The sequence below is a fragment of the Frateuria defendens genome (genome assembly GCF_001182895.1).
GTDB classification, from domain to species: domain Bacteria; phylum Pseudomonadota; class Gammaproteobacteria; order Xanthomonadales; family Rhodanobacteraceae; genus Frateuria_B; species Frateuria_B defendens.
This window is the reverse complement of sequence record NZ_LFQR01000039.1, coordinates 1-13,262: the sequence shown is the minus strand read 5'-3', so window position 1 is coordinate 13,262 and position 13,262 is coordinate 1. Positions and strand designations below refer to the sequence as shown.

At 70.0% G+C, this 13,262-nt stretch carries 10 protein-coding genes; 6 read left to right on the top strand and 4 right to left on the bottom strand.

Features of this window, described 5'->3' with window-relative positions; all coding sequences use genetic code 11:
* Positions 1–426 precede the first annotated feature (426 nt).
* Complete coding sequence (locus tag ACH65_RS06150) at positions 427–2,172, top strand: GGDEF domain-containing protein (protein WP_064504825.1); 1,746 nt, start codon at positions 427–429, stop codon at positions 2,170–2,172.
* A gap of 33 nt (positions 2,173–2,205) precedes the next feature.
* Here the strand turns inward: ACH65_RS06150 and ACH65_RS06145 are convergent, their stop codons facing one another.
* Entirely contained in the window at positions 2,206–4,473 is a 2,268-nt protein-coding gene (locus tag ACH65_RS06145) for a thiamine pyrophosphate-dependent enzyme (protein WP_049621706.1), read from the bottom strand.
* A 432-nt stretch (positions 4,474–4,905) separates the two neighbouring features.
* Here ACH65_RS06145 and ACH65_RS06140 point away from each other — a divergent pair, with 432 nt between their 5' ends.
* The 5 genes from ACH65_RS06140 (at position 4,906) to ACH65_RS06120 (ending at position 11,114) form a co-directional block, all read left to right on the top strand.
* Positions 4,906–5,454, top strand: coding sequence for a fimbrial protein (locus ACH65_RS06140; protein ID WP_049621705.1), 549 nt, complete (start codon positions 4,906–4,908; stop codon positions 5,452–5,454).
* Between the two features lie 70 nt (positions 5,455–5,524).
* Positions 5,525–6,265: a fimbrial biogenesis chaperone gene (locus ACH65_RS06135; RefSeq protein WP_049621704.1), complete on the top strand. Its 741-nt coding sequence runs from the start codon at positions 5,525–5,527 to the stop codon at positions 6,263–6,265.
* Positions 6,246–9,041: a fimbria/pilus outer membrane usher protein gene (locus tag ACH65_RS06130; protein ID WP_082190168.1), complete on the top strand. Its 2,796-nt coding sequence runs from the start codon at positions 6,246–6,248 to the stop codon at positions 9,039–9,041. Before ACH65_RS06135 ends, ACH65_RS06130 begins: the two co-directional genes overlap by 20 nt.
* 19 nt (positions 9,042–9,060) lie before the next feature.
* Entirely contained in the window at positions 9,061–10,347 is a 1,287-nt protein-coding gene (locus tag ACH65_RS06125; protein WP_049621703.1) for a fimbrial protein, read from the top strand.
* The gene (locus ACH65_RS06120; protein WP_053096181.1) at positions 10,344–11,114 is read left to right on the top strand and encodes a fimbrial biogenesis chaperone; all 771 of its coding nucleotides are present in this window, start codon (positions 10,344–10,346) and stop codon (positions 11,112–11,114) included. Before ACH65_RS06125 ends, ACH65_RS06120 begins: the two co-directional genes overlap by 4 nt.
* A 160-nt stretch (positions 11,115–11,274) precedes the next feature.
* Here ACH65_RS06120 and ACH65_RS06115 read toward each other — a convergent pair whose 3' ends face one another.
* The 3 genes from ACH65_RS06115 to ACH65_RS06105 all read right to left on the bottom strand — a co-directional run bounded on the left by ACH65_RS06115 (position 11,275) and on the right by ACH65_RS06105 (position 13,068).
* Positions 11,275–11,862: a cupin domain-containing protein gene (locus ACH65_RS06115; protein ID WP_049621702.1), complete on the bottom strand. Its 588-nt coding sequence runs from the start codon at positions 11,860–11,862 to the stop codon at positions 11,275–11,277.
* Positions 11,863–12,041: 179 nt separating this feature from the next.
* Positions 12,042–12,530 carry a hypothetical protein gene (locus ACH65_RS06110; RefSeq protein WP_237561456.1) on the bottom strand — a complete coding sequence of 163 codons (489 nt, stop codon included), beginning with the start codon at positions 12,528–12,530 and terminating at the stop codon, positions 12,042–12,044.
* On the bottom strand, positions 12,514–13,068 hold the full coding sequence (locus ACH65_RS06105; protein ID WP_049621700.1) for a GNAT family N-acetyltransferase: 555 nt from the start codon (positions 13,066–13,068) through the stop codon (positions 12,514–12,516). The genes ACH65_RS06110 and ACH65_RS06105 overlap by 17 nt, the downstream gene beginning before the upstream one ends.
* Positions 13,069–13,262: the final 194 nt, after the last annotated feature.

Genomic DNA, 13,262 nt, shown 5'->3' with positions numbered 1-13,262 from the left:
GCCCAAGAGAAAGTAACCAAGAGAAGGGCACCCCGAGGGCGCGCCCCAGGGGCCCCGGAAGAGCAGCGCACATCCTTGTGCGCACTCTTAAGCGCTCGCTGCGCGAGTGCCGAAGGTGCGAGTGAGTGGTGGCTTGTTGCTTTTCGCTCTTTAGCTCTTGGCTCCCCTATGCGGCGGTGAGGCTTGGACGATCAGGTCCCGAAGGGGGAGTCGGCATGGATGCCGAAGCGTTCTTCGACAGCGCCCCGCAGCCCCAGCCCCTGGCCCACCACCGCCCCACACCACCATGGGCCACCCGCGGCCGGCGTTCTGCGCCACAATGCCCGCCACCGGCCCGCGTTGGCACGCGGGCCGCCAGGGTCGAGGAACGACGGCCACGCACTCCGGGACCGAGGCCACGCGGCCATGCAGCAGGGGGCAGGAAGGATGAAAGGGATCGTCGCACCGCAGCTGGCGCGCCGCTGCCGATGGCTGGCCATCGGCCTGGTGCTGGCGCTGCTGTGCAGCGCGGCGTGGCCCGACGCGCCCACGCCGCTCGCCGGCGCCTGGCGGGCCGCCGTGCCGGGCGATGGCCCCGCCCGCGTCCTGCAGGCCTTTCGCGACGGCGACCTGAAACCCTTCGACCCGGCGCTGCTGCAGCGCCTCCCCACCGACGGCCTGGGCAGTTGGGTGGTGCTGGCGCCGCAGCCGCCGCACGTCGCCGAGGCGCGCGTGCTGTCGATCTATCCCGCCCCGCTCGGCACCGTCACGCTGTATGACCGCCTGGGCCCCGTGCGCGCGACGTCGCTGGAGGATTTCGCCGACGCGCCGCACGGCCACGGCCGGCTGGCCTTCCTGCTGCCGCCGCACGTCACGGCCGCCGAGCCGCTGCTGCTGCGCTTCGAGCCACACACGACCATCGCCGCGCCGGTGAGCTTCCGCCTGCAGCGCACCGAGGCCTTCCAGCGCGAGGACACGCACTGGCTGCTGCTCGTCACCGGCTGCTTCGCGGTGATGGCAACGATGTCACTGATGGCGCTGTGCTTCGCGCTGATGCTGCGCGACGTCACCTTCGCCTGGTACGCCGGCTACGTGCTCTGCTACATGCTGGTGCAGTGCGTGCAGACCGGCTTCCTGTTCCACCCGCTGGGGCTGGACTGGCTGGTGGGCTCGGCCCTGCTGCTGGGCGACTCGGCGGTAGCGCTGTCGGTGGCCTTCGCGGCACTTTTCGTGACGCGCTTCTGCGAGCTGGCGCGCTACGCGCCGCTGCTGCGCCTGCCGGTGCTGGCGCTCGGCGTGGGCATGCCACTGGTGGTGCTGCTGCACAGCAGCCGCGTCCCCTTGCTGGAAGAAGTGGCGCAGACCCTGGTCAACCCGCTGCTGCTGCTGGGCGCGCTGCTGCTGCTCACCGCCGGCCTCGCCGCGGCGCTGCGCGGCGCGCGGCCGGCCTGGTTCTTCCTGGCCGGCTGGACGCCGCTGCTGGTGCTCACCGCCATGACCAGTGCCCAGGTCGACGGCGCCCTGCCCGGCCTGGCCTGGCTCAACGACGCCAGCATCGCCGCCGGCGCGTTCGAGGCCATCGTGCTGTCGCTGGGCCTGGCCGACCGCGCGCTCACCATCCGCCGCGACCGCGACGTGGTGCGCGCGCTGGCCGACCGCGACGCGCTCACCAACGTGCTCAACCGCCGCGCCTGGAGCGAGGCGGCGCGCGGCGCGCTGGCGCATGCCCAGGCGCGGCCGCTGGCCCTGCTGTTCCTCGACCTCGACCGCTTCAAGACGCTCAACGACTGCCTCGGCCACGCGGCCGGCGACCGCGCGCTGATCGACGTGGCCACCGCGCTCGGCGACGAGCTGCGCCCCAGCGACCTGCTCGGCCGCTACGGCGGCGAGGAATTCGTGGCCCTGCTCGACGGCGCGGACCGCGACCAGGCGATGGCCGTGGCCACCCGCCTGTGCCGCCGCGTGCACCGCCTGGAGCTGCCGGTGGGCGAGGGCGGCCTGATGCTCAGCGTCAGCATCGGCCTCGCCATGCACGGCCCGGGCGACACGCTGGAACTGCTGATCGAGCGCGCCGACCAGGCCATGTACCAGGCCAAGCTCGGCGGCCGCAACCGCGTGCGCGGCCACGACGAACTCGGCCACGCAGCCCTGCGCACGGTGCCGCGGACAACGGACATATCGCACACCCTCTGAAGGGCACGCTGGCGCAGTCTTGAGGACGTCACATCACGCCAGCCCGCGTGCCGCCACCACCACCTCCGCCTCGCCCGGCAGCACCAGGAAGGCCGCACCGGCCAGCGGCGTGTAGGTGTCGGCACCGGCCACGCGGGCGAGCGGCGTGGCGCCGAGGCCCGCCTCGACGATGGCGGTGATCACGCCCTCGCCCACGCCGGCGCTGCGGCGGCCCTCGTCCAGCACCAGGATGCGCCGGGCCGTGCGGGCCTGCCCGGCGATGAAGGCATCGTTGAGCGGCGCCAGCCAGCGCAGGTCCACCACGCGCACCTGCCAGCCCAGCTCCGCCTCCAGCGTGCGCGCGGCGCGCAGCGCCATCGGCACGCCGTTGCCGAAGGTGAACACCACCAGGTCCCCGGCCGCGGGCGCGTACACGCGGCCCTCGCCCGGCTCCATCGCCTGCTCCGGCGGCGGATAGGGGAACTGCCAGGCGCCGTCGCCGGGCTCGTGGAGATCCTTGGTCATGTACAGGGCGATGGGTTCGAGGAAGGCGCACACGCGCCCGTCCACCTTCGCCAGCGCCATCAGCGTGCGCAGCATGGCCACCGCGTCGTCGCCGCGCGAGGGGCAGCCAACCACGAGGCCGGGGATGTCGCGCAGCGCGGCGATCGAATTGTCGTTGTGGAAGTGCCCGCCGAAGCCGCGCTGGTAGCCCAGCGCCGCGATGCGCATCACCAGCGGGTTGCGGTACTGGCCGTTGGAGAAGAACTGCAGCGAGGCCGCCTCGCCGCGGATCTGGTCGCAGGCATTGTGGAAATACGCCAGGTACTGGATCTCCGGGATCGGCAGCAGCCCCATGTTGGCGTAGCCCTGCGCCAGGCCCAGGATGGTCGTCTCGTCCAGCAGCGTGTTGAACACGCGGCTGCCGCGGAAGGCCTTGTGCAGGCCGCGGGTCACCGTGTACACACCGCCCTTCTGCGCCACGTCCTCGCCGAACAGCAGCGACTCGGGGTACTTCGCCAGCACGTCGTGCAGGGCCTGGTTGATCTGGATCGCCAGGTGCCGCGGCGGCTGCTTCTCCGGCAGCCTGTCCTCGCCGCCGAACGCGGCGAGGCGGCGCGCGGCGTAGTCCGCCCGCGTCGCCTCCGCCTTCACCGCCGCGGGCGAGTACGGCGCGAGCGGCGCCATCACCTCCTCCAGCGTGGTGAGCCGGGGCCGGCGGCCGGCCTCCGCCGCCGCCGCGAAGCAGCGGGCGCGGGTGGCCTCGTAAAGGTCGAGCAGCGCGGCCTTGGTGTACAGGCCCGACTCCAGCGCGATCGCCGCCGAGCGCAGCAGCGGGTCGGCGGCCTCCACCGCCACCAGTTCCTCGATGCTGCGCCACTCGATCTCGAAGTCGGTGCCGGCGTGACCCATCACGCGCGTGGTCTTGAGGTGCAGGAAGGTCGGCCGCCGCGTGGCGCGGCAGTGCTCCACCGCGCGCTGCACCGGGGCGTAGCCGCCGGCGAGGTCGAGGCCGTCGGCGAAGAAATAGTCGAGGTCGGGGCGATGGCGGAAGTTGTTGGCCACCCAGCCCTCCGGGGTCTTCACCGAGATGCCGATGCCGTTGTCCTCGCACACGAACAGCACCGGCGCGGGCAGCTTCTGGTAGGCCGTCCACGCCGCCGCGTTGAAGGCGGCCTGCGCGGTGGCGTGGTTGCTCGACGCATCGCCGAAGGAGCACACCACGATGCTGTCCGCCGGCACCGGCAACGGGTGGCCGATGCGCCGCGCCTGCTCGATGGCGATGGCCGTGCCCAGCGCCTTGGGCAGGTGCGAGGCGATGGTGGAGGTCTGCGGCAGCACCCACAGCGGCCTGGAGCCCCACACCTTGTGGCGGCCGCCGGAGGCGGGGTCCTCACGGCTGGCGGCGAAGGACAGCGCCGAATCCATCACCGGGTCCATGCCCGGCAGCTTCCTGAAGCGCTCGCCCATGAAGGCGCCGGAGCGGTAGTGCAGGAAGGCCGGATCGGTGTGCCGCGTGAGCCGCGCCACCATCGCGTTGCCCTCGTGGCCGGAGGAGCCGATGGTGTAGAAGACCTTGTTCTCCACCCGCAGTACGCGCGCCATCAGGTCGAGCTGGCGCGAGATCAGCTGGGATTCCAGCAGCTCGCGAAAGCCCCGCGCGTCGAGCCCGCTGCCCGGCAGCACCGGCTCGCCCTCGCGCGGCACGGGGCCCGCCTCGCCCTGCCAGCGCTCGACGAACTCGGTGAAGTTGCGGTCGACGATCTCGGCGCGGTTGAAGCCCTTGTGGCGGGCGGCGATCACGGGCGGCGTGGCGGACATGGCGACTCGCAGGCGGGAAGGAAAAAGCGTGGCGCGCACGCTGCGCCAACTCCCGCCCGCAATCAAGCTGCACTGCGGTTGCGCCGGCACGGCGCGTGGAGCGGCGACGCTGCGCCATGAATGCGGCGGCGTGGCGGCGAAGGCGTCCGCCGGGGGAGCCCGCCGCCGCGCCGGCGTCATGCCGCAGACGCCTGGCACAGACAGGCCGCGTCGGCACCTGGAATTTTCCAGCCGTGCCGCCCGGCCAGCTTTTGGAAAAATCCAGTTTCGCCACTTGTAAATACCTTGGAAAATTTACTCCAAGAAGGGGCACCAACCCTTCCGGATATATCGACCAATCGATATTGGCGGCACATTCATTCCATGGCCAGCCATTCAAGATCGAAACCGGCCGATGCCTAGAAAATCTTTGAACAGGATTGAATGAAAACCATGAAAGCCTCGATCGTAAAGAATATCCCCGCCCTGGCGATTCCGTTTGCCATGCTGGCGGCGCCGTCCGCGGCCTCGGCCATGTCCACGGTTACCTTCCAGGGCGAAGTCACCGACCAGACCTGCAATGTCGTCGTCAACGGCAATACCAGCGGCGTGGTCATGCTGCCCACCGTTTCGTCCGCGTCCCTGAAGGATGCCGGCGCCACCGCGGGCCTGACCCCGTTCACCGTACAGGTGGACGGCTGCAAGGCGCCCAAGGACGCCGCGCAGAAGATCAGCACCAAGTTCCTCGGCCACAACGTCACCACCAAGGGCAACCTCGGCAATACCGGCACCGCGACGAACGTCGCCATCCAGCTCACCGACAAGGCGAGCGGCGGCAGGGCGGTGGTCCTGAACGGCCTGACCGCCGTGGCCGGCCTGGAGCTTCCCGCCGACCAGACCAGCGCCAGCTACCAGTTCGGCGTGCAGTACGTCTCCGAGAACGGCGATGCCGGCGCGGGCAGCGTGCAGGCCGTCGCCGAATACACGCTGAGCTACCTGTAAGCCCCGGCTTCCACGTCCCAGTCGTTTTTCAGTTGCGCGCAGCCGTCGGGCTGCGCGCGGAGGCAGTCTCATGTCCATTCGCAACCTGTCGTGGCCCGTCGGCATGGGCCTGCTGCTCCTCTTCGCGTCCGCCGCGCCGGCCAGCGTCGTGATGACCGGCACCCGGGTGATCTACACCGCCAAGGCGCCGGAAAAGACCATCCAGCTGACCAACAACGACGACCGCCCCAACCTGATGCAGGTGTGGGTGGACAAGGGCAATCCGGATTCCACCATCGAGAAGGCCGACGCGCCCTTCGTGGTCACGCCGCAGATTTTCCGGATGGAGCCGCGCAACGGGCAGATGGTGCGCCTGATCTTCGCCGGCGGCGACCTGCCGCAGGACCGCGAGTCGCTGTTCTACCTCAATTTCAGCCAGTTCCCCGCCGTCAAGATCAAAGACGAGGGCACCAACAAGCTGGTGCTGATGATCCGCAACCGGATCAAGCTGTTCTACCGCCCCGCGGGGCTGGCCGGATCGCCGCCGGGCGATGTTCCCAGACAGCTGGTGCCAAAGCTGCACGCGGGCCCGGGTGGTGCCTCCGTGCAAGTCGATAATCCCACGCCTTATTACGCCGTCGTACGCAGTGCGCAATGGGCAGCGACCGGAAAAAACCTTTCCCTGGGCGATGCGGCAATTATCCCTCCGCTATCGCATGTCGCATGGAGCATTCCTCCAGGGGTAGCCCCCCATTCATCCGGAGACATCCTGAAGTTAGTGCTTGTGAACGATTATGGCGGGGACATAACCCATGAGTATTCGCTGCAATGACGCGCCGCGCGCCGCTTCAAAATACAAGTTCTCGCTGACGCCTTGCGCCTTCATTCTGCCCCTGGTGCTCGCCACGGGCGGCGCGCGGGTCGCGCATGCAGCCGATGGGAACGCCAGCGCCGAGGGAGCCGGCAGCGACGATTACGTATTCGACGCCAACCTCTTCCGCGGCAATGCCGCGCTGAGCCAGACGGCGCTGTCGAACCTCAACCGCGCCAAGGCGGTCGCCCCGGCCACGTACAAGGTCGACCTGTTCGTCAACAACCAGTTCGTCGAACACCTGCAGGTGCCGTTCGTGGCGATGGCGAACGGCAACGTCGCCCCCTGCCTGTCGCGGGCGCGGCTGGAAGCGGCCGGGGTGGCCCCCGGCGCCATCGCGGCGCCGGCCGAGGCCGCGCAGGACGGCCAGCAGGTCGACTGCGTCTTCGTCGAACAGTCGATCAAGGGCGGCAGCAGCCGTTTCGACCTGCCGCACCTGCGCCTGGACCTCAGCATCCCGCAGGCGCTGATGAAGAACGTGCCCCGCGGCTACGTCGCCCCCTCCGAGCTGGACCGGGGCAGCACGGTGGGCTTCCTCAACTACATGGGCAATTTCCATCACGCCGTGCAGCGCGGCGGCGGCATGGATACGCAGAACTCGGCCTACGTGTCGTTGAACGGCGGGCTGAACGTGGGGGCGTGGCGCCTGCGCCAGCAGTCCAACCTCACCTACCAGCGCAAGTCGGGCGTCAGCTGGACCAACACGCGCACCTATGCGCAGCGCTCACTGCCCTCCATCGGCAGCGCGGTGACGGTGGGGCAGAACTTCACCTCCGGGCGCTTCCTCTCCGGGCTCGGCTACACCGGCGTGCAGCTCGCCACGGACCAGCGCATGCTGCCCGATTCGCAACGCGGCTACGCCCCGGTGGTGCGCGGCGTGGCGCGCACCAATGCGCGGGTGTCCGTCCGCCAGGGCGGCAACGAGATCTACCAGACCACCGTCGCGCCGGGGCCGTTCGAGATCAACGACCTCTATCCCACTAGCTTCAGCGGCGACCTGGAGGTCGTGGTGGACGAGGCGGACGGCACCGTCAACCGCTTCACCGTGCCCTTCTCCGCCGTGCCCGAGTCGATGCGCCCGGGCCAGTCCCGCTACGACTTCGTCGTGGGCAAGACCCGGCAGATCGGCAAGCCCGCCGCCTTCAGCGACTTCACCTACCAGCGCGGCCTGACCAACACCGTGACCGTCAACGCCGGCGCGCGCGTGGCCAACGGCTACCAGGCGGTGGTGTTCGGCGGCACCTACAGCAGCCCGTTCGGCGCCTTCGGCCTGGACGCGACCTACTCCCGCGCCCGCCTGCCCAAGGCCGGCTACCAGGACGGCTGGATGGCGCACCTCTCCTACAGCCGCACCTACCAGGCCACCAACACGACCGTGGCACTCGCCGGCTACCGCTACTCCACGGCGGGCTACCGCGACCTGGCCGACGTGCTGGGCGTGCGCAGCGCCGCCAGGCACGGCCAGGCGTGGACCTCCAGCACCTACCGGCAGCGCTCCCGCATGGAGGCGGTGGTAAGCCAGCCCCTGGGCGCGTCCAGCTCGCTCTACCTGTCCGGCTCCATCCAGGACTACCGCGGCGGGCGCGACCGCGACACCCAGGTGCAGCTGGGCTACTCCACCCTGCTCAGGCACTCCATCAGCCTGAGCTTCTCGGTGGCGCGCATGTATGCGGACAACCGCTACGGCACGCACGGCTCCTACGGCAGCCCGTTCGACGGCTATGCCCCGCCGGGCGCGAGGCCGGGCCAGCGCCCGGCACGCGCCGTCGACACCACGGCCATGCTGTCGCTCTCCATCCCGCTCGGCTCGACCAGCCGCGCCACCCCGCCGCCCGTGCTCAACGCCGCCTACTCCCACAGCAGCAGCGGCAGCGCGACCTACCAGGCCGCGGTTTCCGGCAACGCGGGCGCGGAGCAGACCTTGAGCTACAGCGTGGGCGCCACCCACGACACCGGCACGCACACCAGCGCCTGGAACGGCAGCCTGCAGAAGCGCTTCAGCAACACGGCCGTGGGCGTCAGCGCGTCGCGCGGCAGCCACTACTGGCAGGCCTCGGCCAACGCCCAGGGCGCACTGGTCGTCCATGGCGGCGGCGTGACGCTGGGCCCCTACGCCGGCGACACCTTCGCCCTGGTCGAGGCCAAGGGCGCCGAGGGCGCACAGGTGCTCAACGGCCTGGGCACCCGGATCGACCGCCATGGCTATGCCGTGGTGCCGGTGCTGACGCCCTACCGCTACAACGTGGTGGCCCTGAACCCCACCGGCATCAAGAGCACCACCGAGTTGCTGGAGAACGAGAAGCGCGTGGCCCCCGACGCGGGCGCCATCGTCAAGGTGACGTTCCACACCCGCAAGGGCCAGGCCATGCTGATCCGCACCCGGCTGGCGAGCGGCCAGGCCATTCCGGTGGGCGCCGAGGTGTATAACGAGGCGGGCGAGATCGTCGGCCTGGTCGGTCAGGGAGGACAAGTCTATGCGCGCAGCGAAAAGCCCCGCGGCCTGCTCGAGCTGCGCTGGGGCGAGGACACCGACCAGCGCTGCACGCTCTCCTACGACCTCACCGGCGAGAACCCCGACCGGCCGCTCGTCACCCTGCACGAGACCTGCGGCACGCAGGCCCTGCTGCACACGTCGAACGATTCGCACGCCCTGCCCGGCACGTGGTCATCGGGCAGCACCGCGGGGCGCCCCGCCACGAACGGCCAGCGCGACGAGCGCCGCGGCACCCCCCAATAGCTTCCCGTCGAGGTCGATCATGCGCCCCTCCCGCCTGCTTCTTTCGCTGCTCGTCCTGCTCTGCGGCGCCATGGCATGGCCGCAGGCCGCGCGAGCCAATTGCTGGGTTGTCACGAACGGCGTCATCCCGAACGGCAGTTCCGCCCAGCTCAAGTTCGGCAACGTCAACCTCGCCAGCGCCTATCTGCAACCCGTCCACACCCTGCTTGCCACGGCAACAGCCAGCGCCTCCGGCTTTACCGGCTGGAGCGATGAAACCGTGATCTGGCGCTGCCTGAAAAGCGACGCGGATGCCCTCTATCTCCTGGTCGCCACCAATGGCGACGACCGTGTCGGTGGCTATTGGTACGATCAAGACGACAACCGTTACATCTTCGCCACCCAGTTCCGCTACGTGGGCATCAGGCAAACCATGGCTGGCGTGGAAGTGACCCGCTGGTACAACAAGGTGCCGCTCAACGGCTACGACGTGGTCGGTGATCTCATCGAGATCAAGGCCAAACATATTCCGCCCCTGGTCGGCGAGCTATACCGGATCAGCTGGCTGCCCCCCGAAAGCGGAGCCCCAGGTTGCTGGTGCGGCTGTACGAACGGCAGCCTCATCGCACAGGGAAACTACGGGTGCCTCGAACCCACCGCCTATGTGCAGCTGGTGGGGCCTGGCATTACGCATGACAACGTCGGGGACGATTCCGCCAGGCAGTTCGTGTTCTGGGGAGCCGGCAACGGCGTCGCCTACGGCATGCGCAACGCGACCTATCTAGTCCATAACAATACCTGCGTGGTGCGTAACGTGACACCGGTGGTCTACTTCCCCGTCATCTCCACGTCGGAACTCAACCAGGGCGGAACCCGCCAGGCTAATTTCACCATCCAGCTGGAATGCGACGACAGCGGGGTCAGATCCGGCATCGGCTGGGGCGATACATCCCTGGGCATCCAGGCATCGCCGGGCGCCTACAACAGCGCGAAGAAGCTCGGCCTCGTCAACGCCAGCAACGGCGTGGACTACCTGGTCTCCGACAGCTATGGCATCGATGCCTCGGTGGCGACGGGTGTCGGTATCAAGCTCAGCAACGACAGCACGGACAGCATGCGCCTGCTCGGCTGGCCGCTTGCCGCCGGCACCGGCAACGCTGGAGGCTGGTACCCCGTGCTGGAAGGTGCCAGCGCCGGCAGCAGTCAGGCCGCAGGTTACCTGGACTACAGCCGGACGATCACCGCCACCCTGACCAGGTTGCCCGGCCTCACGCCGACGCCGGGCAAGGTGTACGCCACGGCCTCCATTATCGTGAAGCTCCAATGACGGACCGCCGGCTGCTCCGCCTCGCCGCCGCTGCGCTGGCGCCGTGGCTGCTCGGCCTCGCCCTGCTGCTGCCCGCGGCGGCGGACGCCGGCATCCTGGCCGGCAGCACGCGGCTGGTCTATCGCGAGGGCGACGGCGAGCACACCCTGATGATCGCCAACACCAACGACTACCCGGTGCTGGTGCAGACCTGGGTGGACGACGGCTCGGGCAACCCGGACACCGCGCAAGCACCCTTCGTCGCGCTGCCCGCGGTGTTCCGCCTGCAACCGAAGGCACTGCAGGGCCTGCGGGTCCTCTACAACGAGGACCCGCTGCCGCGCGACCGCGAATCGGTGTTCTGGCTCAACCTCTACGAAATGCCGCCCACGCGCGCCCACGACGCCGGCACGCCGCGGGTCGTGCTGGCGATGGACACCCAGCTGAAGATCTTCTACCGCCCCCGCCAGCTTCCGCCGATGACGACCGCGGAGGTGGCGGCGAAGCTGCGCTTTACGCTGCGGCGCGAAGGCGACCTCGTCTATCTCATCTGCCACAACCCGACGCCCTACCACGCCTCCTTCACCACCCTGTCCGTGCTCGCCGGCAAACAGGCGCATGCCGCGGCACAGCAGCCGGACATGATGGCGCCCCCGTTTGGCGAGCACACCTACAGGCTGCCGGCCTTTCCACCGGCCGCCGCCGGGCCGCTCACCGTCCGCTTCGGCCTGCTCGACGACCAGGGCACCGCCCAGGAACACGAGGCACTCGTCGACAATCCATCGTGAAGCCGGCCGCGCAGACGGACTGCCGTGTTTGCCCGCGCACGCAACGCGCCTCGTGCCGAATCCCCTCCCCCTGCCTGCAGAGGGAGGCCGGGAGGGGGTGAAGCCTTGCCTCGACCCTGCAAGCAGGAGAGGGAGCCGGACAGGGGCGTGAACCGGGCGTCTAGACCTTCCACAGCGCCAGCAGGCTGCCGCCCACCGGATCGTCGGCGGGCATCGGCACCTTGGCGATGCGCTGTTCGGCGGCGGTGAGTTCCGCCGGGTCGCCGCGCAGGAGATCCCACTGCTGGCCGGTCGGGTAGGCGCCGACCATCAGGAAATCCTCGCTGGAACCCCGGTTGCAGTGGCCGGTGCCGGCCGGCAGCACCAGCGCGTCGCCCGCCTGCACGTCGAACTCGCGCCCATCCGGCCCGCCCAGGCGCACCCGCGCGTGGCCGCTGACGATGCCCAGCGCCTCGTGCGCGGTGGAGTGGAAATGGTCGAAGGGGTACATGCCGTAGCGCCACTGCGGCGGCCACTGGTGGCGGGTGAACAGGGCCTCGAAGGCCGCCGCCGGATCGGCGGTGCCTGCCGGCATCACACCGCGGTAGAGCAAGGCCGGAAAGCGCGAGTTGGGAAACCCGCCGTCGGGCTTGAAATGGAGCGGCTGCGGCGTGGGCCGGCCTGCGGCGGCGCGGGCGTCGAGGGGCACCTGCCCTGCCAGCATCAGCCCACCCAACATGAAGGTGAAGCGGCGGCGATCGATGGCCATGACGGTATCTCCATGTAGCGGAACCCGCTCCACAGCCTACCCCCGCGAGGCAGGCATGCAAGCCGGACCGCCGCCGGATCGCCCGCACTGTGCACGCGCGCCGGCGATTTCGAAACTACGTGCGAGGCGCCGCCGCTTCGCGCGAAAGAACGGCGCGACGTTCCGCAACTTCCCCTCGCTCACGCACCTTCTGGCAGGCCCGCGAGCAGCACGGCGCGCTCCAGGTCCTTCGGACGGCCGAACGCATGCAGGATGCACCGCAGCGCCTCGCGCGTCGGCACGCGCAGGCACTGGCCGTCCTCGCCCAGGTCCACCCACGCTGCGATCCGCAGCGGCCGCCAGCCCGCCTCGCCGTGCACCTCGAGATCACCCATCACTTCCACCGGCAGCGGCTCGAAGCGGAAGCGCGCGAACCGCGAGCGGAAGCGGTGGCCGTCGGCGGGCGCATAGGCCTCCTCGCGGCGGTCCGCCCAGTGCTGCATGGCGGCCTCGGCATCGCGCCGGCTGGTGAGCAGGTCGATGTCCGCCGGCGCCAGCGGCGCGCCGTGCAGTGCCGCGGCGGCGCTGCCGATCACGTACCACGGGTCGCGGCAGAAGGCGTCCAGCTCGGGCGCCAGCGCCATCAGCGCCGTGCGCAGCATGGCGCGGTGCTCAGGCGACCCGTTCACGCCGCCGCGCCCGCCATTGCTCGCGCGTCTGCGCCCACATCTCGCTCGGCTCGTGCTCGTACGGCGCCGGCATCCGCACCGGCCCGCGCAGCGTGGCGCCGAGCCGGCGCGCCAGCGCCTGCGAGGGCGCGTTGTCGGGGTGGATGGAGTGGATCACCTCGCTCCAGCCCAGGTGATCGAAGGCCCAGTCGATCGCCGCGCTGGCACCTTCCAGCGCATAGCCCTTGCCCCAGGCCTCGCGCGCCAGCCCCCAGCCCACCTCGGTGCCGGGCCAGCCTTCCGGCTGCCACGGCCCGAGCCGGCCGACCCAGCGCCCGCTGGCCTTCTCGATCACCGAGAACATGGCAAAGCCCTGCACCTCCCACGCGCCAACCATGGTGAGAAAGCTCCGCCACGCCGCCGCGCGCGGCTGCTGCCCGCCGATGAAGCGCGCCGCCCCGGCGTCGGCCAGGTTGGCGGCCCAGGCGTCGAAGTCCTCGCGCCGCGGCGGGCGCAGCAGCAGGCGCGGGGTTTCGATGCGGATGTCCTGCCAGCTCATTGCGTTGCGCCTCCCGCCGTACTCCAGCGACACGACATGCTCGCACGAGGCGTCATCCCGGGGCAGTCCAGCCGACTCCCCCTTGCAAAGCCTTCTCGTCCGAGCCTCACCGCCGCATAGGGATCCCAAGAGCAGGAAGCGAAAAGCTCACACCTTCGGCGTTCGCGCAGCGAACGCTTCAAGAGTGCGCACAC

What these genes read in the sequence shown, in the direction of transcription:
- ACH65_RS06130 (WP_082190168.1), top strand. Translation starts at nt 6,246, where the DNA reads ATGAGTATTCGCTGCAATGACGCGCCGCGCGCCGCTTCAAAATACAAG.
- ACH65_RS06120 (WP_053096181.1), top strand. Translation starts at nt 10,344, where the DNA reads ATGACGGACCGCCGGCTGCTCCGCCTCGCCGCCGCTGCGCTGGCGCCG.
- ACH65_RS06145 (WP_049621706.1), bottom strand. Translation starts at nt 4,473, where the DNA reads ATGTCCGCCACGCCGCCCGTGATCGCCGCCCGCCACAAGGGCTTCAAC.
- ACH65_RS06105 (WP_049621700.1), bottom strand. Translation starts at nt 13,068, where the DNA reads ATGAGCTGGCAGGACATCCGCATCGAAACCCCGCGCCTGCTGCTGCGC.
- ACH65_RS06115 (WP_049621702.1), bottom strand. Translation starts at nt 11,862, where the DNA reads ATGGCCATCGATCGCCGCCGCTTCACCTTCATGTTGGGTGGGCTGATG.
- ACH65_RS06125 (WP_049621703.1), top strand. Translation starts at nt 9,061, where the DNA reads ATGCGCCCCTCCCGCCTGCTTCTTTCGCTGCTCGTCCTGCTCTGCGGC.
- ACH65_RS06150 (WP_064504825.1), top strand. Translation starts at nt 427, where the DNA reads ATGAAAGGGATCGTCGCACCGCAGCTGGCGCGCCGCTGCCGATGGCTG.
- ACH65_RS06135 (WP_049621704.1), top strand. Translation starts at nt 5,525, where the DNA reads ATGTCCATTCGCAACCTGTCGTGGCCCGTCGGCATGGGCCTGCTGCTC.
- ACH65_RS06140 (WP_049621705.1), top strand. Translation starts at nt 4,906, where the DNA reads ATGAAAGCCTCGATCGTAAAGAATATCCCCGCCCTGGCGATTCCGTTT.